15 protein-coding genes, 1 pseudogene and 1 other annotated feature are annotated in these 21,573 nt (G+C 38.5%); of the genes and pseudogenes, 8 read left to right on the top strand and 8 right to left on the bottom strand.

The window, feature by feature from the left end; genetic code table 11:
- The first annotated feature begins 209 nt into the window (after nt 1-209).
- From ED2_RS05470 to ED2_RS16320, 5 genes and pseudogenes are all read left to right on the top strand, one after another.
- Nucleotides 210-2,504 (top strand): glycoside hydrolase family 65 protein, encoded by a 2,295-nt coding sequence (locus tag ED2_RS05470; RefSeq protein WP_002311047.1) that lies wholly within the window; start codon nt 210-212, stop codon nt 2,502-2,504.
- Nucleotides 2,497-3,162, top strand: coding sequence for a beta-phosphoglucomutase (gene pgmB / locus ED2_RS05465; RefSeq protein ID WP_005875444.1), 666 nt, complete (start codon nt 2,497-2,499; stop codon nt 3,160-3,162). Before ED2_RS05470 ends, pgmB begins: the two co-directional genes overlap by 8 nt.
- Nucleotides 3,155-4,189: an aldose epimerase family protein gene (locus ED2_RS05460; protein WP_016177275.1), complete on the top strand. Its 1,035-nt coding sequence runs from the start codon at nt 3,155-3,157 to the stop codon at nt 4,187-4,189. Before pgmB ends, ED2_RS05460 begins: the two co-directional genes overlap by 8 nt.
- Before the next feature lie 68 nt (nt 4,190-4,257).
- Entirely contained in the window at nt 4,258-5,277 is a 1,020-nt protein-coding gene (locus tag ED2_RS05455) for a LacI family DNA-binding transcriptional regulator (protein ID WP_016177274.1), read from the top strand.
- Nucleotides 5,278-5,413: 136 nt separating this feature from the next.
- Nucleotides 5,414-5,533, top strand: a pseudogene (locus ED2_RS16320) (DUF3788 family protein); the annotation flags it as partial.
- Nucleotides 5,534-5,710: 177 nt separating this feature from the next.
- On the opposite strand, the gene nhaC reads toward ED2_RS16320, so the two are convergent.
- The 4 genes from nhaC to tyrS all read right to left on the bottom strand — a co-directional run bounded on the left by nhaC (nt 5,711) and on the right by tyrS (nt 12,725).
- Nucleotides 5,711-7,093: a Na+/H+ antiporter NhaC gene (nhaC, locus tag ED2_RS05450; protein WP_016177273.1), complete on the bottom strand. Its 1,383-nt coding sequence runs from the start codon at nt 7,091-7,093 to the stop codon at nt 5,711-5,713.
- 480 nt (nt 7,094-7,573) lie between these two features.
- Nucleotides 7,574-8,992, bottom strand: a complete 1,419-nt coding sequence (gene tyrP, locus ED2_RS05445) for a tyrosine-tyramine antiporter (protein ID WP_016177272.1) — start codon at nt 8,990-8,992, stop codon at nt 7,574-7,576.
- A 310-nt stretch (nt 8,993-9,302) separates the two neighbouring features.
- The gene (tdc, locus tag ED2_RS05440) at nt 9,303-11,177 is read right to left on the bottom strand and encodes a tyrosine decarboxylase (RefSeq protein WP_060789703.1); all 1,875 of its coding nucleotides are present in this window, start codon (nt 11,175-11,177) and stop codon (nt 9,303-9,305) included.
- A gap of 291 nt (nt 11,178-11,468) precedes the next feature.
- Nucleotides 11,469-12,725, bottom strand: a complete 1,257-nt coding sequence (gene tyrS, locus ED2_RS05435; protein WP_016177270.1) for a tyrosine--tRNA ligase — start codon at nt 12,723-12,725, stop codon at nt 11,469-11,471.
- Nucleotides 12,726-12,829: 104 nt separating this feature from the next.
- Nucleotides 12,830-13,034: a binding site (T-box leader), on the bottom strand.
- Nucleotides 13,035-13,355: 321 nt separating this feature from the next.
- On the opposite strand from tyrS, the gene ED2_RS05430 reads away from it, so the two are divergent.
- Nucleotides 13,356-14,636 carry a polysaccharide deacetylase family protein gene (locus ED2_RS05430; protein ID WP_016252601.1) on the top strand — a complete coding sequence of 427 codons (1,281 nt, stop codon included), beginning with the start codon at nt 13,356-13,358 and terminating at the stop codon, nt 14,634-14,636.
- A gap of 873 nt (nt 14,637-15,509) precedes the next feature.
- Here the strand turns inward: ED2_RS05430 and dhaL are convergent.
- From dhaL to dhaM, 3 genes are read right to left on the bottom strand one after another with little or no spacing between them, the layout of a single operon-like run.
- On the bottom strand, nt 15,510-16,112 hold the full coding sequence (gene dhaL, locus ED2_RS05425; RefSeq protein ID WP_005875433.1) for a dihydroxyacetone kinase subunit DhaL: 603 nt from the start codon (nt 16,110-16,112) through the stop codon (nt 15,510-15,512).
- A gap of 14 nt (nt 16,113-16,126) precedes the next feature.
- Nucleotides 16,127-17,110, bottom strand: a complete 984-nt coding sequence (gene dhaK / locus ED2_RS05420) for a dihydroxyacetone kinase subunit DhaK (RefSeq protein WP_005875432.1) — start codon at nt 17,108-17,110, stop codon at nt 16,127-16,129.
- Between the two features lies 1 nt (nt 17,111).
- A complete protein-coding gene (gene dhaM / locus ED2_RS05415; RefSeq protein WP_005875431.1) occupies nt 17,112-17,507 on the bottom strand; it encodes a dihydroxyacetone kinase phosphoryl donor subunit DhaM in 396 nt (131 codons plus the stop codon).
- Between the two features lie 231 nt (nt 17,508-17,738).
- Between dhaM and ED2_RS05410 the strand changes: the two genes are divergently transcribed.
- The gene (locus ED2_RS05410) at nt 17,739-18,062 is read left to right on the top strand and encodes a putative heavy metal-binding protein (protein ID WP_005875430.1); all 324 of its coding nucleotides are present in this window, start codon (nt 17,739-17,741) and stop codon (nt 18,060-18,062) included.
- A 249-nt stretch (nt 18,063-18,311) separates the two neighbouring features.
- Here ED2_RS05410 and nagE read toward each other — a convergent pair whose 3' ends face one another.
- On the bottom strand, nt 18,312-20,303 hold the full coding sequence (nagE, locus tag ED2_RS05405; protein WP_016177268.1) for an N-acetylglucosamine-specific PTS transporter subunit IIBC: 1,992 nt from the start codon (nt 20,301-20,303) through the stop codon (nt 18,312-18,314).
- Between the two features lie 399 nt (nt 20,304-20,702).
- Here nagE and ED2_RS05400 point away from each other — a divergent pair, with 399 nt between their 5' ends.
- A complete protein-coding gene (locus ED2_RS05400; RefSeq protein WP_016177267.1) occupies nt 20,703-21,548 on the top strand; it encodes an LPXTG cell wall anchor domain-containing protein in 846 nt (281 codons plus the stop codon).
- The last annotated feature ends 25 nt before the right edge of the window (nt 21,549-21,573 follow it).

Here is a 21,573-nt window from a genome sequence, read left to right as displayed (position 1 = left end):
TTTATTTCGTATTTTTATGCTTTTTCAGTAAGTACTCAATCGTTCTTTATACATTTTTTCTGTTCATATTATAGTAGTAAATATTGATACAATAGCTTTTATTTTGTTTTTTCATCCACTTCAAAATTTAATTTCACTTTTCTAGTTGACTTACGCAATCGGTTGCGTTTATTATGGACGTATAAACGACAACGTCTAGGAGGAGAACAATGAAACAAATTAAACGGTTATTTCAGATCGACCCTTGGAAAATCAGCACGAATAAATTAGATAAAGAAAATTTACGCTTGCAAGAATCATTGACCAGTATCGGTAACGGTTATATGGGTATGCGCGGAAATTTTGAAGAAGCATATTCTGGTGATCATCACCAAGGAACCTATTTAGCAGGTGTTTGGTACCCTGACAAAACACGTGTTGGCTGGTGGAAAAACGGCTATCCTGAATATTTTGGAAAAGTAATCAATGCAGTCGATTTTATCGCTATGGATCTTTTTATCGATGATCAGCTGATTGATCTAGCTACACTTACTACTGAAGATTTTTATTGGGAATTAAACATGAAAAACGGTGTTTTGACACGTAGTTATACAGTCACTACCCCTTCAAACAAAGTTCGTCTTTCATTCGAGCGCTTTTTAAGTATTGTCAAAAATGAAGCCGCTTATATTCGCTTAACCATTGAAATGTTGGAAGGAAATGGAACTGTAAAAGTTATTTCTAAGCTAGATGGCAATGTCCAAAACGAAGACAGCAATTACGATGAACACTTTTGGAATGACATCGATCATGGCGTCAAGGAAGAAATAGCGTACTTAACGACTAAAACGATCCCGAATAATTTTGAGATCGAGCAATTTACAGTGACCGCTGGGATGCGCCACTACGTTGATGGAAAATTATATACGCCAAGCTACCAAGAGGGCACCTTAGCAATCGAAGGTTCATTCACCTTTGACTTAACAGAAAATGAAACACTTCTAATCGACAAAGAAGTATTGGTTTTCACAAGCCGAGATATCCCTGAAGCGCAACAAGCGACACATCTCTTTAAAGAATTCAACGAATTGAAGGTTCACTATTCCCAAGCAAAAGAGGACCAAACAGCCGCTTGGTCTAAACGATGGGAATTGGCAGATGTAGTCATCGAAGGAGACGATGAAGCACAACAAGGAATCCGTTTCAACCTCTTCCAGCTATTTTCTACTTATTATGGCGAAGATGAACGTTTGAATATTGGACCAAAAGGCTTCACTGGCGAAAAATATGGTGGTGCAACTTACTGGGATACTGAAGCCTATGCAGTGCCTCTGTACCTCGCTTTAGCGAAACCTGAAGTCACTAAGAATCTCTTGAAGTACCGCCATAACCAATTGCCACAAGCAATCCATAATGCACAACAGCAAGGCCTAAAAGGCGCGTTATATCCAATGGTCACTTTCACAGGTGTCGAATGCCACAATGAATGGGAAATCACGTTTGAAGAAATCCATCGAAATGGCGCAATTGCCTACGCTATTTATAATTATACTAACTACACTGGTGACATCGACTATTTAAAAAATGAAGGTTTAGAAGTCTTGGCAGAAATCGCTCGCTTTTGGGCAGACCGAGTCCATTTTTCTAAACGAAACAATCAATATATGATTCACGGGGTTACAGGACCGAACGAATATGAGAATAATATCAACAACAATTGGTACACAAATACGATTGCTTGTTGGGTACTACGTTACACACGAGAAAATTATTTGAAGTTCAAAGAAGAGAGCACTGCTAAAATCAGTGACGATGAATTGGCACATTGGCAAGAAATTGCTGAAAATATGTACTTCCCAGTAGATGAAGAATTAGGGATTTTTGTCCAACACGATACTTTCTTAGACAAGGATCTCAAACCAGCAGCGGAACTATCTGCAAGTGAATTGCCATTGAATCAGCATTGGTCATGGGACAAGATCCTTCGTTCTTGCTTCATTAAACAAGCAGACGTTTTACAAGGTATCTACTTCTTCAATGATTCATTTACAAAAGAAGAAAAACAACGCAACTTTGATTTTTACGAGCCAATGACTGTCCACGAGTCTTCCCTATCTCCTAGTATCCATGCTATCTTAGCTGCTGAACTAGGCATGGAAGACAAAGCCGTTGAAATGTATCAACGCACTGCTCGTTTAGATTTAGATAACTACAACAATGATACAGAAGATGGCTTACACATCACTTCAATGACAGGAAGTTGGCTTGCTATCGTACAAGGATTCGCGCAAATGAAGACAGATCATGAACAATTAAGATTTGCACCATTCTTACCTAAAACATGGTCTGCTTATTCATTCCATATCAATTATCGCGGCCGCTTGTTATTTGTCGCCGTTTCAAATGAACAGGTAACATTGAACCTCTTATCTGGCGAAGCATTACCGCTAGAAGTCTACGAAAAAGCGTATGTCCTTACTGATCATTTGACTATTCCATTACGAGAAGGTGAAGCGAATGTTTAAAGGTGTATTATTCGACTTAGATGGGGTCATTACAGATACCGCTGAATTCCATTACCGTGCTTGGAAAAAGCTAGGTGATGAGATCGGTATTCCCTTCGATCGGTCATTCAACGAACAATTGAAGGGTGTAAGCAGAGAAGATTCTCTGACTCTCCTTCTTGCTCATGGAAAAAAAGAAGAGCAATTCTCAAAAACAGAATTTCTCGAATTAGCGAAAAGAAAAAATGAGTATTATCTTGAAATGATCCAATCGATCACACCAAAAGATGTTTTTCCAGGGATTTTAGAATTATTAAAAGACTTACGGGCAAACAATGTCAAGATTTCACTAGCATCTGCAAGCAAAAATGGTCCTTTCCTACTTGCCAAGATGGGTCTAGAAAGCTACTTTGATGCGATTGCTGATCCGGCAAAAGTCGCTAATGGAAAGCCTGCACCAGATATTTTTCTACTTGCTGCGAAAGAAATCGGTTTGACCCCTCGTGACTGCATCGGAATCGAGGATGCAAAATCTGGAATCGCTGCGATCATTGCTAGTGGTGCGCAACCTATCGGCGTAGGACGTTCAGAAGATCTTGGGGAGGATATTCCAATCGTACCTGATACAGCTTCATTGACTTTCGATTACTTGAAAAAAACGTGGCAGCCAAATGCCTGAACCTTCTATTTCAGTGACTCCTATCCCCAACACTGAATTAAAAAAAATCACATTGAAGAACGACGAATTGACCGTCGTTCTTCTAAATTATGGCGCTAGACTTCACCAAATCTTTGCTCCAGATAACAAAGGACATTTAGAAAACGTCTTACTTTCTTATGATGAACTTTCAGATATTTTAACCGATGAAAGTTTCTTTGGAGCCACAGTCGGTCCCGTAGCAGGCAGAATCCGAAATGCTACATGGGGAAATCATCAACTTGAAAAAAACGCCGGCAACCACCATATCCACGGAGGAACAAATGGATGGTCTTTCCAATATTGGGATGTCGAAGTGTTCAAAAATCCACAGTCGATCGGCGTTGTCTTTTATTTACAAGACACTTTTTCCGATTATCCTGGTCCTATCACAGCAACGATCACGTATCAGCTAACTGCGAATAGCCTGGAAATGATCACAAAAACGAACAGTCCCGTCGAGACGATCTGCAATCCAACCAATCATGCCTATTTCAACCTTTCTGGGAATGGTAAACGCGACATTGATACACATGAACTGGCTGTCCAAGCAGAAAGTCTATTGGTATTAGATGAAGATAAACTACCCACAGGCGAACAAATCACTCAAGCGGATTTACCGATCAATTTCAAGAAACCACATACAATCGAAGAAATTCTCAACGCTTATCCAGAAGGACTTGATGACGTTTTTGTTCTTACTACACCGAAACGTTCAAAAAAGGTGCTGTGTCTTTCAGAAAAACAATCTGGACGCCAGTTGTCTATAGCAACAACAAATAGAAGTGTGGTATTATTTTCTACGACTGGTTTTGAAGCTGATTTTATGATCAACGGGAAACATATGCATTCAAACTATGGTTTAGCTATCGAGCCACAAGAATTTCCGGATCTAGTCCATTTACCTGAACTCGGTTCGATCGCTTTGTACCCTGGCCAAGAAAAGGTCAATCATACGACCTATCAGTTTACTATTTTACCGAATGAACAGATAGCAAATACTCAATAGTTGCTTGTTTTGATTACGAATAGTTCAGAAAAGAAGAGATTTTTATTTAGAAGAAAGGTGTTTAAATTATGGCAATTACGGTAAAAGATGTTGCAAACAAAGCGGGAGTAGCTACCTCTACTGTCTCGCGCGTCATCAATGACCATCCAAGTATTTCCGAAGCAACCAAAAAGAAAGTCCGAAAAATCATGGATGAACTTGGCTATGTACCGAATATCACTGCTAGAAATTTAGGTAAACGGGTTTCTAGTGCCATCGGCGTGATATTGCCGCCACTTGATTCTAAAGAACGAATCGGTAATCCCTTCTACTTAGAGATCATGGATGCAATCAATGAAGAAGCACGTCACCACGACATGACAACAGCCATTGCAACAGCGAAAAATTTTGATGTCTTATTAGAAAATGTCCAAAGAATGCACTTACAAAAACAAGTCGATGGCTTTGTCTTAGTGTACTCTGATAGCGAAGACCCAGTCATCGATTATTTGTATCAAAACGAGATCCCCTTCACCCTGATCGGTCAACCTTATCAGCATGAAAATGAGATCATCTACGTTGATAACGACAACCAGCTATTGGGAAAACAGGCAACTGATTTTCTTATCCAAAATGGGCATGAACAGATTCTTTTCGTTACGAACACGACCCACGAAAGCCTCTATTTCGAACGCTATTTTGGGTATCAAAAAGCGATGATGATGGCTGGACTAGATGTTCACCCTAGCGTCGTGATCGAAAAGGCAGAAGACTATCTATCCTTTGACACTATCTTAAAAAACGCCGGTGCTACAGCACTTGTGGTAATCGATGATATTTTTGCACTTCGCACGATGCAATTAGCGCAAATGTACGGTTATCTTATTCCAGAAACCTTATCGATCATCAGTTTCAATAATTCGATTTTTTCTACACTGACTCATCCTTATCTCACAAGTATCGATATCGATATTTCCGAATTAGGGCGAGTAGCCATGCAAAAATTACAAGAATTGATCCATAACGAGATCAGTAGCGGCGTGCGCCTAGTCATCCCTCATCACTTGATCAAGAGAGAAACAGTTGTGCCACTGAACCCCAAGCAATAACTGGTAGAAATTAAAATGAAAAGATAGAATAACCAAAAGATGAGATTGAGACAAAAGTGTTTCTTACTTCTGTCTCAACCTCTTTTTTGAAATTTCCGAACAGCCTGACTTTTGGACACCGTTTATTTGAGAGAGGCTGGGACAGAAGTGTTTAACTCCGAGAAATAAGAAGAAATTAACGAAAATTGCTTTTCAAATTTTTGTGAATTTCGGCTTATTTCCGAAGGAGTTGCTTCTGCTCTCGCCGTTTATTCGAGAGTCTGTAGCAAACCTGATTTTTAGATTTGTCTCGACCTCTCTCTTAATTTATAGTTCCCATGCTTGTACATATTTTCTTTAGTTTTAAAAAATAAAAAAGGAGCCAAGTCACCCAACAGACTCAACTCCCTAAATATAAGTAACTACCGCAGCAACAATGAATTACTTGTCTATCTTAGTTTACTCCTATCTGGCTCTTTTCCTTCTTATGATTCAATAAGAACCCGCCAATAATAGTGAAAATTGGCGCTAAGATCGCAAAGAACGCGAATGGTAAATACTGTAACGCACTGACTTTCATCGTACCCATGATAAATGTGCCACTTACTCCCCACGGCACTAATGAATTGACAGTAGCACCTGCATCAGCCAATGTTCGCGTCAGATATTTTTTATCTAGACCGCTTTGCTCAAAGGAACGTTTGAATGTTTCTCCTGGTAAAATAATTGAAAGATATTGTTCACCGACGATAAGATTGATCCCGATACAGCTTAAAGCTGTAAACCCAATCAAGCGTGACGGACGATCCATCTTTTCTCGTAATTCTTGGACAATCGTCTCTACGATCGTATATTTGATCAGCAATCCTCCCAATGCGAGAGCCAGTAATATCAAACTTGCAGAACTAAGCATACTCATAATGCCACCTCTAGAAAGCAACTCATTGATTTTTGGATCTGCTGTTTGGGCAACATATCCATTCATCAAAATATTGGCTACTCCTTGGATCGTCAATCCAGGCTGGTGGATAAATGCCAAGACAATTGCCGTAGCCGAACCAGTGAGCAGCGTTGGGATGGCTGGTATTTTTTTGATTGCTCCACCGAATAAGACAAGCAATGGAATCAGTGTCCATGGAGAAATCCAAAAACCAGCTTTCATATTTTGGATCATCTCAGTAATTGCTTGAAGATCAGCTGTGTGACTACTATGACCAAGAAAAATATAAAATAACATAGCGATCACAAACGCTGGCAAGTCGGTATACCGTATTCCGGCAATGTGTTCAAATAAATTGACTTCACCGATCCCAGCAGCTAAGTTTGTCGTATCAGATAACGGTGAACAATTATTTCCTAGAAACGCTCCAGAAACAACAGCACCCGTTGTCATCGCATCATTAAAACCTAAAATATGTCCTATACCTAAGAATGCGATCCCAATCGTTGAAATCGTCGTGAATGAGCTGCCAACTGTGATACCAACGATCGTACAAACTAAAAATGCCGTTGGTAAAAAGAAGCGGACAGAAATCAATTGGAATCCATAAACCATAATTGTCGGAATGGTTCCAGATAATATCCATGAAGCAACTAAGACACCGATCAAAAGAAAAATCAAAATCGGGATGATCCCTGGTGTAATCCCTTTTACAATTCCGTCATGGATGTCATCCCAAGAGAATCGTCTAAACCGACCATAAAATAACAAACACATAAAAGCTGTAAGTATCGGGATATGTGGGGATAATTGAAAACCGATGATCAATATACCCAATATCGCTAATAACACAACTAATACAGCTATACTCTCTTTTAACGCTATTTTTTTATTCACTGTACGTCTCCCATTTCTTGTAAAAAAGGCCCTACCATGAAAAACAAACTGTTCATTTGGTAGGACCAACCTTGTAATAGAATCATCTGAGGGAAAGCACCAGCTTAAGAGATCTGCATTGTTTAATCTCTTTGTTTGGTGCTACTCCCTACAACTAACTGATCGTTAAAAAGTTATTTGTGTAAAAAGAGCTAGACAGCTTTCATATTCAAACCCTCAGCTCAGAATAAACATTTCTTTAAAAAACAGCACTCTCAAAAACAAGCCGAACAATCCCAAAAATAGGGAAAGCTATTTTCGGACCATCCGGCTTGTTCCTTGGAGCTAAATGAGCGTGGGAGTAAAAGCAACTCCTTCTTAAATAAGCCGAAATCCACTAAAATTTGAAAAGTAATTTTCGTTAATTTCTTCTTATTCTCGGAGTTGAACACTTCTGTCCCAGCCTCACAGTTTAAACGTTTTTTCCAACTTCTTATTACACTATTCTTCTATACTTTTTTCTACTTCAGTTCCCCATGAATCCTTTTTGAATCGATTGATGATCAAAGGAATAACAAACATCACGATTGCAATGATCGCAACCAATAACGCATCTGTTAATGTTGATGTTCCTAAAGTTGAGAAGACAACTGCAATGATCGAAAAGATCAACATGCAGCTAACGACCCAAGCTAAGCCATTTCCGTTTTTACCAATTCGATAAGGACGTTCTAACTCTGGGTGACTCTTTCTCATTTTTATCAAGGAAACTGCAATCAAGATATATACGATACAATAAATAACTGTTGTTGCATTTGTTAACGTCAAGAATACGGCACTTACATCATCCATTACTCCATAAAGTAAGGCAAACATTGAAATAACGATTGATTGAGTTAACACGACATTTCTAGAAACGCCATATTTATTTTCTTTATGGAAGCCAAATTTTGGTGGTAAGAATCCTTCTCGTGCTACTTGGATGATGGTTTTTGATGGACCAGTAACCCAAGCTGACAACTGTAAAAGTACCCCAATGAATACCATGAAACTAAAGATGTTCCCAATAATCGATGGTAAGCCAAGGATATCGCAGTAAATCAAGATAGGTTGAGTAATATTCGCCAATTCCATTTTTCCATTTGGCACAACATTTGCAACTAACATCGCATTGATCACGTTTAAAAGTACCAAACCGATCAAAGCAATAAAGACACCTTTTGTATAGTTCTTTGTAGCATCTTTTAAGCGTGGCATATAAACAGAACTCATTTCAATACCTACAAAAATAAATGTGATACCTGCAAGATATTTCAATGAATCACTGTGTTGTAAGTCTGGAAAAGCTTTTGACCAAGAGAAGTCACCTAAATAGCCATTTGATACCAAACCAACTTTGAATGCTGCAAACAAGCCTAAAACAAACATGATCACAACTGGGATATATACGCCTAACCAGACACCGATATTCCCACCAACTTTGGCCATATCAAACTTCAAATTCAAAATAGTGATAATCCAATAAATAACTAAAATACAAGCTAATACAAATAAATGATTATTGCCAAGTTCCACATTTCCAAAAGTATTTCCTAGTAATGGGCCTAATGTTGAAGCAACCATGACCATCCCTGGGAACATTTGCACCCATAGTAACCATGCAACTACAAATCCCCATTTACTTCCTAGCGCTGTTTTTACCCATAATTGTGGGCCACCTTCTTGAGGTAACATCGTTGAAAGTTCACCGGAAACCATTGAAATAGGACCAGCAAAGAATAACACTGCAAAAATCGAATAAAAAATCAATGTCCAACCAACTGCAGCTAACGTCGGAATACTCCGAACTGTCGCACATAACGCCATCGTCAGACCGACAAAGGTCCCTAGACCCATTTTACTTACTTGTGATTTACTCACTTTTGACACTCTCCTTGTTTTTTTGGATAAAAAACGGTGTCTTCAAAGTAATCGCAAGTCGCAATAACCGAAAGCAAAGAGGTTGCTTGATTAAAAATTGTTATAACGTACAAAGGTATTTGGTAAATCGAACTTCAGCGCGCATCAAAAAATAAAAAAGCAATGCTTTTTTTCTAGTCAATTTCAATTATTTCCACAACCTCAGCTGTTTTGAACTTATTGCTTGAAGCGATTTTCTTCAAAGACAATCTCAAAACAAAAGGTAGCTGACCCCGTCTTTTTCAGACGGAATCAGAGCCACCTTATTCGATTATTTTGCTTCGCTTGCTAATAATTGATCTGCGTAGATTTTTTCCAATCTTTCTTGAAGAGCTGCTTTGATTTTTTCAGCATATTCTTCAAAATGTTCTTCTTTATTCATGTATGGTGTTATAACACTTGCTCGCAAGACAGTTACTTTACCAGCACGGTTCCATTCTTCATCAGAAAATCCTAATTGATTTACAAATTGTAATGGACTATTTCCGTAATCTGGGATGGCAAAGTCTGTATGTGATGTCAAGAATTCATTTCCATAGATGCTTCCTTTGACATATGAAGAATAGTCATACACATCATGGTTCAATTTATTCATTGCAACTAAATCGTCGTTGCCTTTTTCCTTGAATACATAGTCAACCATATTGAAATCTGGATATGTCAATGGGTGTACTTCGATTTCTTTATCGCCAACTTTGAATGATAAGTTATTCAAGAAGTTATAGAATCGATGTGCCCCTTCGATTGAAGCACCCATCAATTTACCATAACCAGTTACGTTTAAAGGCAATACATGGTGAGCAGCCCAAACACTAGCAGCTGTCGCACCAGCTTTTGAACCTTCTAAGATATATGCACCTAGTAAAGCAGGAATATCTGCACCTTTTTCAAATACGTATGTTGCAAAGTAAGAGATCACATCTCTCATGCGTACGTCTTTGATAACGATACCGCCGGCTGAGTAAGGAACATACCCCATTTTATGTGGGTCGATCGTTACAGATTCAGCTTCTTCGATTGCTTTATATGCACTGTGAACTTCTTCTAAAATATAATTTTTGTTTTCTGTGAAGACGTTATGTTTGAAATGTACGTCTTTCAATTCTTCAAAAGGAATGAAGTTGTTGTCTTCGTCTAAGAAAATCGCACGGCCATAACCGCCATAAGCAGCATCTACATGCAAGTAGAAATAAATACCGTCTTTTTCTAGTACGCGACGCAATTCAACGATCTTATCGATTCCGTCGATTGCTCCTTCTTCGGTTGAACCAACTACACCGACAACACCCAAGATTGGTGTTTTTTCAGCTGCTAAACCACGAACGATTTTTTCAAGTTCGTTGATATCCATGCGATAGTTGTGATCAACTGGTACAGGGATAACTTGGTCTAGACCAACACCGATAATGTCGGCAGCTTTTAGCCATGAATAGTGTTTTGTTTGTGGTACTAACCATTTTCCTAATTTTTGTAAGTTTTTCCCGCTTCGTGCAGAATGTGCTTTGATGTCATCAATTTTATCTGGAACACTATCTAACAAGTCCATGATTTCTTTTGTAGACATGTTCATTAATTCCCAATCACTTTTACCAGCAACTAATTCAGGTGTTACTTCTTGCATCGCAAGAGGTAAAGATTTGATATTACGTGCATACCAAAGTCCTTCTAAGTTTGCTAAAGAGCCATCGGCAACAATGTGTCCCCAGCCATCTTTATAGCTCATTAATTTTGCAAATTCTAATCCTACTTCTTCTTCCATTTGACTTGTTGCTGGAGAAGACTCGTAAGCGACGTTATTACCATTCCATAACATTGCGAAATTATACGCTAGTAAAGATGGCATTAATGTTTCAGAGTTCATGTGGCCCCAGTAGCGACCGGCATTATGCCATGGTACGGAATGAGTACGCATACGTGCTGAAATTTCTGATAAAACATCTTTCGTGCGGTTCACAGTATGTTCAAAACTTGCACTGCTTTTTTCTTCTGGCGTAATGATAGGCATGTCCTGGGGCATGTAGTTTTGACGCCATCCTAAGTGTTCGTCCACTAAATCGTTTAACAAAGCTTTATAGATTTGGCCGTTCTCAGCTTTGTCCCCGATAAATAGGGCGTTAAGGTTTAGATCATTTGACAATGATTCCATGTGAAACCCTCCTAAAAAAAATATTTAAATTTTGTCGAGACCCACATTACACCTGTTTTTTATTTCTGTAAACTAAATCACAATCGTTTTTCTAATAGAAATTTCATAAACGCCAATTGTCTAAATTGTTTACACATTTAAAAAAATTAAAAAAAACGAGGGAATTTACAAAAGTAAATTCCCTCGCAAGGATTGTATTAACGACAACCAGCGTTTCCTTTTTAGGATGGGTTTCAAAATTGGAATCTTGTAATAGTCTTAACCTTTTTCAAGGCAAAAATTTACTAAATTCTAATCAACTACTTTGGCCAAAAAGTAGTTTTTCTTACCTTTTCGAATAACCACAAACTTACCATCGAATGCATCAAATGGATTTATGACAAAATTTAAATCGGTAACGCGGTCACCGTTAATACTAATAGCTCCGTTTGAAACATCTTCACGCGCTTGGCGTTTTGATGGTTCAATTTTTGTGGAAACAAGTAGTTCCACGATATTTTCAGGATTGCTTGAAATTTCTACGTTTGGCATTTTTCCAAACCCTTGTGCAATTTCAGCTGCATTTAATTCTTTGATATTTCCAGAGAACAATGCATCTGTTATTTTTTGCGCTTCTTTCAAGTCTTCTTCACTATGCACGAATCTCGTCACTTCTTCTGCTAAGCGGCGTTGTGCTTCACGTTTTTCAGGTTCAGTCTCTACTTTTTTCGCTAATTCAGCGATTTCTTCTTGTGTCAAGAAAGTAAAGAATTTCAAGTATTTCACTACATCACGATCATCTTGGTTCAACCAGAATTGGTAGAATTCAAATGGGGATGTTTTTTCAGGATCAAGCCAGATTGCGCCACCTGCAGTTTTACCAAATTTAGTCCCATCTGCTTTAAGCATCAACGGAATCGTTAAACCGAACGCTTCTGCCTCTGGCCCTTCTAATTTACGGATCAAGTCCAATCCAGCTGTGATGTTGCCCCATTGGTCGGCCCCACCGATCTGTAATTTAACATCGAATGTTTTGTGTAAATGTAAGAAGTCGATTGATTGCAGGATTTGGTAAGTAAACTCTGTAAATGAGATCCCTACTTCCAAACGACTTGCGACGATATCTTTTGCCAACATCGTATTGATGTTGAAGTTTTTACCGTAATCTCTCAAAAATTCAAGTAATGAGATTTTTGATAACCAGTCGTAGTTATTCACAAATGTAATATTTGCATCTTTTCCGAACAATTTTCTCATTTGATTTGATAGTGCATCTACGTTATGTTGCACTTGTTCCATTGTTTGTAACACTCGTTCTGTCTTACGTCCACTTGGATCACCAATCGTTCCTGTTCCGCCACCAATAAGAATATATGGATGATGGCCCGCCAATTGAAATCTTTTCATCATCATAAATGGGATCAAGTGTCCGATGTGCATAGAATCTCCAGTTGGATCAACACCGCAATAAAGTGAGATACTCTTTTCATCAACGAGCTCACGAAGTCTTTCTTCGTTCGTTTGTTGATTAATGGCGTCGCGCCAAGTTAATTCATCGATAATATTCATTTTAATGCCCTCCGTATAATTTTTTTATGAAAGCAGGAACCTGCTAGCATGCTTCATTTGTACTACTAAGTGGAAACGACAAAAAATCCCTTGGTTAATCTTAACCAAGGGACGAAATTTCGCGGTACCACCCATTTTATATGTTTTGTAGTAAAACATATCACTCGAACATTTAACGCTGTCGCGTGGCATCACTGCCATAGGCTCCTAAAATGTAATTCGCTTTAAAGCATGTACTAGTTCTCAGCAACCACTAGCTTTCTGAAACATTGGCTTTAATAACTACTTCGTTTTGATCATTGCCTGTTATCTAATTAATATGTGTCTATCATAGAACGGCATTTTTTCTTTGTCAACAAAAAAGTAAAATTTTTTTTATTTTAGTTTTTCTTGGAAATAAAAACAGCGAAAATCCGAACATTTTCACCTCTCTCACTTTATAACTTTTACAAAATAGTACTTCTCATAAAAAGCGCTCTAATCAAAGAAAATAAGATAAAAATCAAAAAAAACAAAAGTTTCTTTTACACTTGTTTCTATATTCGTTACAATGGTTATGGGAAGTTTTTCAAAAGGTTAAGAAAAGCTTACGGGGGTTTTTGAAATCAAAAAGTAGTAGGGGACGATAAAATGAAACATACACAAAAAATCATATTGGCTGTCACTTCTGTATGCACTGTTATTATTCTAGGTGTAAGTATCTTTTTTGTTACACAAGCAGCAACAAACAATAAATTAGAAAACACTAGTCAAACAACTCAACACTCAAGCAGCAGCTCAAAACCTGTTGAAGATAAACAAACGACGAAACAGCTTGCTGCAAGTTATCGTTATGATGAAGCCATCGCCTTACTTGAAAAAGACGACGCTAAAGAAGCGCAACAATTGTTAGCAACCTTGAAAAAAGAAAAAGAATCCTTGGTAAAATGGGAAGACCCAGCCAAAATCTCACACGTCTTCTTTCATAGTCTGATCGTTGATCCAGCTAAGGCTTTTCATACCCAACAAGCCCAAGGATATAAAGATTATATGGTCACTATTTCCGAATTCAATAAAACCATTGACCAGTTATATAAAAATAACTATGTTCTTGTTAATCTAAATGGATTAGTCAAAAAAGGACCAGATGGAAAACTGACCTTTACAGGTGTTTCTCTTCCAGAAGGAAAGAAACCGTTAATTCTTTCGCAAGATGATGTCAGCTATTATGAATACATGGACAATTCAGGATTTCCAAGTAAGTTGATTGTCGATAAACAGAACCAAATCAAGAATATTTATATCGACAATAAGAAGGAAACTGTTGGTGACTATGATATGGTTCCCCTGATCGATTCATTCATTAAAAAACATCCCGATTTTTCTTATCAAGGCGCCAAAGGAACATTAGCTTTAACAGGCTATAATGGTGTACTAGGCTACCGTACATCAAAATCCGAATACGGTGATAACGAAAAAACAAATAAAGAAATTGAAGCAGCCAAAAAAGTTGCTGATCAATTAAAGAAAGACGGTTGGAGTTTTGCTTCCCACACATGGGGACACTTGAATATGACACAAGCTTCTTTAGCCGATATCCAACAAGATAACGAACGTTGGCAAAATGAAGTTGCACCTATTTTAGGCAAAACAAATATCCTGATCTATCCATTCGGTGCTGACATCAGCGATTGGCAACCTTATTCCGAAGCAAATCAAAAGTTTGCTTACTTGAAACAACAAGGATTTGATATCTTCTGCAATGTCGATGCCTCAACTCCTGCATGGGGACAACTAGGAACTGACTACTACCGTAACGCCAGAATCAACATTGACGGTATCCGCTTCGCAGCTGACCTAAAAGGAGAAAATCCAATACTTGATCAATTTATCAACATCAAAGAAGTGTATGACCAAAAAGATCGAGGATAAGGTTGTGAAAAGGCTGGTCTGCATCAAGCAATAAGAATGAACAGAGAAAAACAGCTTCTCATGTTTTTCATCTGTTTAGGCTTATTGTTGAAGATGCAAGCCTTTGAACACCGTGGATAGAGGTTGTGAAAGAAGCGCCCAGCTCCGAGCAAATAAGAACTAGATTTCTAAAATAGTTTCTCATATTTTGGAAATCTAGCGCTTATTGCTGAGGAGTTGCTTCTTGAACACCGTGGATAAGGTTGTGAAAAGACCGTTCAGCTCCGCCGACAATAAGAATGGATTTTTCGAAACAGCTCTCCATGTTTTGAAAAATCCAGACTTATTTCAAGGAGTTGAGCTTTGAACACCGTGGATAAAGGTTGTGAAAAGAGCGTTTTGACCTGAGCAATAAGGATGAAAATCTCGAAATAGCTTCCCATATTTTGAGATTTTTTGACTTATTGTTGAAGGTCAGCTCTTTGAACACCGTGAATAAGGTTGCGAAAAGGCTGGCCTGCATCAAGCAATAAGAATGAACAGAGAAAAACAGCTTCTTGAATACCGCAGACAGGTTGCAAAAAAAGTTTTGACCTGACAATAACCAGTAAAACAGAAGGTGAGACCATTGCTAAAAGTAGCAGTGGTCTCACCTCTGTTTTGCACAAGTCATCTTTGATTATTTCGTTATTTTAATCAGGATCAAATTCTTTTTTCCATGCTAAAGAGTGATTTTTTCTTCTCGATTTTCACTTTCTTCGTTTAACTTTTGGTAAATATCTCTGTCAAAAAAAACTCTAGGTAGACACACGAAAGCAAACAAAAAGCCTAACTTTTGCAACAGTTTATGCTGTCGTTCAAAGTTAGGCTTATACAGTTTATAAATAGCCCTTTCTATCCATGAATCACATCAAGTAATGTCTGGAATAAGATTGCACTAGAAGCTGCCCCTGGATCAATGTGTCCAATCGCCCGTTCCCCTAAATAAGAGGCACGTCCTTTTTTTGCGACCAAATTTTTAGTATGTTCTTTGGCATTTTCGATGACGTCTGCGGTTAGCTGATTGTTTTTTAATGCTTCCGTAACAGGCAACCAAACATCTAGCATTGTTTTATCCTCTGCTTCAGCTTTTCCTCTTGCTTGTATCCCATTTGTACCTTCTTCGATGATTTTCCCTAATTGCTCTTGTGAATTGATGATGTCAACATCCTTTGTCGCTTTCATCATGTTCATGAATGCTGAACCATATAGCGGACCTGAAGCTCCTCCAACTTTGGAGATCATTGCCATCGAAAGAACTTTAAAGGTGTCACTGATTGTTGTCGGTTCCTCTTTCTTAAAGGCGTCTTCAAATGCGGAAACACCTCGCCCCATATTATTTCCATGGTCACCGTCACCGATCGGCGTATCTAGATCACTAAGATAACTTTTGTTTTCATTGATTTCTTTTGTAAATTTCATCAACCATTCTTGTATCTCTTTTACCGTTACATCCATCTGTCATTCACCCTTTACCAAGAAATTGTTTGTACGTCACTTATCAATGCTTCTCGCCAGTCTTTATCCTTCAAATCGATCATCGTCAAAGAAAGTCCTTGCATATCCAGAGAAGTCATTAGATTACCGACTTTATGAAAAGTCACATTTATATTTTCTGCTTCTAACAAAGCTAAAACATCATTCATGAAAACAAATTGTTCCATTAGTGGTGTGCCACCCATACCATTGACTAAAACGCCGACTTCTTTCGGTTTTTCCGTATAATCAGCTAGGATTTTAGTAACCAACTCTTTAGCCAACACTTTGGATGGTTGCAATTTTTCTCTGCGATAACCAGGTTCACCGTGAATGCCGACTCCATATTCGATCTCATCTTCTGCCAATTCAAATCCTGGCTTACCTACTTCCGGAACAGTAGCAGCGCGAAGAGCGACACCAATCGTTTTGATTGCCTGCACTACTTTATCCCCTAGTTCCTTCAACTCAGCTAAAGATTGCCCTTTTCTAGCCGCATCTCCTAAAATCTTATGGACCAGGATCGTACCAGCCACACCGCGTTTTCCTGCAGTATAGGTGCTATTTTCTACCGCAATATCATCGTCGACCACAACACTTTCCACTTGGATGTCATCCATCGCAGCCATTTCTTTGGCCATATCAAAGTTTAGAATATCCCCAGTATAATTTTTCACGATCAGCAAAACGCCTTTTCCCTGATTTGCTTCGTTGATGGCTGTTTGTACTTGGTCTGGCGTTGGAGAAGTGAAGACATCCCCCAAAACAGCAGCACTTAGCATCCCATTTCCGACAAAGCCTGCATGTGCCGGTTCATGGCCACTTCCACCACCAGAAACTAACCCCACTTGTTCGACCTTTTCATTTTTTGCTATTACTCTGGAATCAGCTACACGATGGATAAGTTCCGGGTAACTTTTCACAATTCCTTGCAACATCTCTTCTACGATATTTCCCGCTTCATTCATGATTTTTTTCATTTTATGACCAACCTTTCTGTCCGGCTTTTTTCGCTTCTGCTATGATTTGCGTGAGATCATCCGTCACTCCTGCAGTAATTGCACCAGCAAATGCCCCTTCCACAAGAGGTGCATCAACAAGGTAGTATTTTTTTTGCACTTCCTCATCTAGCATATCTTTGGCCATTTCAGCATTTAGTACCGCACTGCCGATATCCGCAAAAACTAGATACGCTTCTGCATCCTTTGACTGATCGACTGCATCAATGATCTTCATTGGATCTGAACCAATCTGACCATCGATCCCTCCCAAAGAAAAAATAGTGACATCCTCCGATTTTTGCATTTGTTCAATCATTTCTTTCAGACCATCTGTCACCTTTTGGCTGTGGGAAATAAGCAAAATACTTTTTTTCATTTACGTTCGCCTTCTTTCATCTTCAGGTATATTTGTTTCCGTTTTCATTTTTTCGAAAACAAGCTTCTGTAAATCCCCCGTTTTTTCCTACATTCCCAGTATATAATACAATCGGCTTTTTTTGGAAATGATGCGCTGTATTTATCACTACATTTTTGATTTTTATTTTCCACTCCTCTCTGTTCTTGCCATATATTCTGGTATACTGATTTTAAAGAAAGGAGTGATCGAATGATCATTACAACAACGAACAGTGTTGAAGATAGAACAGTCGAGTCCTACCAAGGAATCGTATTTGGTGAAGTAATCACAGGGATCAATGTATTGAAAGACTTAGGTGCTGGTTTACGCAATGTTTTTGGAGGTCGCTCAAAAAGTTATGAAGACGAGTTGATGACTGCTCGTGAAGAAGCCCTCCGAGAAATGGAAGACCGTGGAAAATCCCTTGGAGCAGACGCAATCATCGGTGTCAAAATGGATTATGAAGTATTAGGTAGCGACAATGGTATGCTAATGGTTACTTGCAGTGGCACAGCCGTTAAGTTAAACCGCTAGACGCTAAAAGGCTGAGACAGAAGTGTTCAACTCCGAGAAATAAGAAGAAATCAACAAAAATTGCTTTTCAAATTTTTGTGAATTTCGGCTTATTTTCCAAGGAGTTGCTTCTGCTCCCACCGTTTATCCGTTTTTAAAGAATGAGACAGAAGTGTTTCTTACTTTTAGCCCACGCTTATGGTGCCTGATACTACAAAAAAGTGCGAATACAGCCAGAAATGGCTCGTCATTCGCACTTTTTTCTTAAAATTATCCTTTTACCTGTCCAACCACTTCATTGGCTTGCACGAGTGCATTTGAGCGAATAGACAGTTCCTTGACTGCTGCTCCGTTTGTGAAAACAACGATCATATCTGATTTTTTACCTGCTTTTTCAAGCATTTCTAAATCAACTACCGCAATCAATTGTCCGCGAGCAATTCGTTGTCCTTCTTCAACATAAAGCGTAAATGGTTCGCCTTTAAGATCGACCGTATTGATCCCCATGTGCAGTAATACTTCGAGTCCATTATCTGTTTGGATACCGATCGCATGTTTTGTCGGAAAGACATTTAAGATCGTTCCAGAAATAGGCGCAAATACTTCATTCGCTTCAGGTAAAACTGCAAAACCGTCTCCCATCATTTTTTCAGAAAATACAGGATCAGCTACTTCGCTGATTGGAATCAATTCACCTTTCGAAGGCGCGTATACAGCTAGCTGCTCTTCAGGTAAAGTTGTTTTTTCTTCTTTTTCTTCTACGATCATAGGCTTAGCTACAGATTCGCCTGTGTTTGTTCCACCTTGTTGCAAACGACTCATTTCATCAGCAACGAATTGGACTTGTGTACCTACGACTACTTGTATATTTGTTTTGTCGATCACTTTCACTCCAGGGACACCTGTCTGTTTGATTTTTTCTTGATCGACTTTGTCAGTGTCTTGGACTTGAAGGCGCAAACGCGTCGTACAGTTATCGATGACACGTACATTTTCTTTTCCACCTAACGCCTGGTAGATCTGTGTTGCTAAAACAGCAAATTTATCATCACCCGTGGCAATATCTGGTGTTTCTTCTCCCGCTGTTTCTTCTCTTCCTGGTGTCATCAGATTGAATTTCTGAATAGCAAAGCGGAAGCCGAAGTAATAGATAACCGCAAATACAGCTCCTTGGACTAAAAGCATCAAAGGTTGATTTGCTACAGGATTTTTCAGCGATAAAAAGTAATCTACAAAACCAGCACTAAAAGCGAATCCAGCCGTCCAATGGAAAAAGGCGCTGACAGCTAATGAGATACCAGTAAAAACAGCATGCAAAACATATAATGGCCAAGCCACAAACATAAATGAGAATTCCAAAGGCTCAGTCACACCAGTGAAAAATGATGCAAAAGCTGCTGCCAACATCAAAGAAGCAGTTTGCTTTTTCTTTTCTGGTCGTGCACATTGATAGATTGCTAATGCTCCAGCAGGTAAGCCGAACATCATGACTGGGAAGAAGCCCGCTTGATACATCCCAGTTTGCCCAACGATTGCTTGACCACTGTCTAAAGCTTGCTGACCTGCTAAGAAATTCCCGATATCATTGATACCAGCTACATCAAACCAAAAAACCGAGTTCAGTGCGTGGTGAAGTCCTGTTGGAATCAATAAGCGATTGAAAAAGCCATATAACCCAGCCCCTACAAAGCCTAAGTGTGAGATTCCTTTACCAAATGCCACTAATACATCATAAACACTTGGCCAGATGAATAAAAGAATGGCAGATATAACCAACATTGCTAATGCTGACATGATAGGCACTAATCGTTTCCCACTAAAGAACGATAACGCCATCGGTAATTTAACTTGACTAAATCGGTTATACATCGCTGCTGCAGTCAATCCGGCGATGATCCCAATAAATACATTATTATCCATTGTACTGAACGCAGGATTCACATCGCTCAGCTTTTCCAAACCTAATAGTCCTTGCACAGATTCAGATGCTAAGACCGTTTGTGGAACTAAGTACGCCACTAATCCTGCAAGTGCTGCCGAACCGTCCTTATCTTTAGACATTCCTAAAGCTAATCCTACGGCAAATAATAATGCCAAGTGATTTAAAATTGCTAATCCTGCATTCATCAAAAATGTAGTACCAGCATTACTGACACCCATTCCAACGATCCAGTTTGCAATTCCCACCAACAATGAAGCTGCTGGTAAAACGGCAACTGGTAACATCAGAGAGCGTCCCATTCGTTGCATATAAGCTTTCATTTTCTTCCTCCTAGAACAATCATCCATCTAAATAAATGCAATAATTTTTGAAAAATATTTCTTTTTTGAAAACTTTCAAGAAATTATCTAAAAATTAATAAAATGAGTATACCACTTTAAAATAAAAATGAACAGATTTTTTTAAATTTATAAAAAACACTGTTTAAACAGCATAATAAAAGAAAAAAAAGTAAAAAAATCACACGGTAATGTTATATACCAATTTCATAGATTTCAATCATAAGAGAGGAATTCTCTGCATTGAATACTAAAAACAAATTTTTTTACATTAACATGATTTGGTAATAATTAGACAAACTCCTAAGATTGTTCATAGTTATTTGTTGCCTTTTTTACTATAATCATAAGTTAGTAAACAGTATCGAGAGTGGGGAAATTATGAAAAAAATAGTTATTGTATCACTAGCCTTATTGACTTCCAGTTGCATTTTCCTTCAACAAGAAGTACAAGCAGATACAACGTCTGATAGTCAAATTATAGAAACAACTACAACTACTGCGGAAGATTCTTCTTCAGCTACTACGGACAGTCAGTCAACTAGCGAAACAACTTCCAGCACTGGATCAGAAACCGATAGCTCGGCTACAGAGACTTCTTCAAGCAGGGATACATTACAGGATTTAGAAAATCGTAGAAAAGAAATCGAACAGGCCTTAGAAGAAGCCAAAAATCGATTAGCTGAACATCATCAACAAATCCAGCAAGACTTATCTGCATTAAAAGACCAAGCTGATAAAGATCACGCACAAATCCAACAAGATCTAGCAGGTGCAAAAGCGAAAGCTGAACTTGCCAAAAATGATATAGATGCAAAGATCCAACAAGCAAAAGCACTCCAAGATGAATTGGATGCTTTCGGGCAGTCTGCTGCTGCTTCCATAAACAATGTCCAACCAGAGATCGAAACAGCTAGTGCAGACATCCATTCAAAAATCACTGACGCAAAAGCAGTCATGGCTGATTTTGACTCTAAAAAAATAGATCTACAAGCAAGCATCAAACGGATCAAAGAAACGTTGAACAATGTCGGAACAGATTTTTCTCAATCAGCAACATGTGAAGCACCACAAGCAACTAGTACGGCAAAAGTAGCTAGCGAACAACAAAACGCCTCTGCAAAATCCTTGCCAAAAACAAATGAAACAAGTTCACCAATTTTTTTGTCTACTATTGGTACATTTTTTGTAACACTTGGCATACTCTTGAAAAAACGAATAAACTGACATCAACTTGATGCACAAAAAAAGA

The sequence above is a fragment of the Enterococcus durans NBRC 100479 = LMG 10746 genome, assembly GCF_001544215.1.
GTDB classification, from domain to species: domain Bacteria; phylum Bacillota; class Bacilli; order Lactobacillales; family Enterococcaceae; genus Enterococcus_B; species Enterococcus_B durans.
Note: the sequence above shows the minus strand (reverse complement) of the source record. Positions and strands in the feature narration are given on the sequence as shown.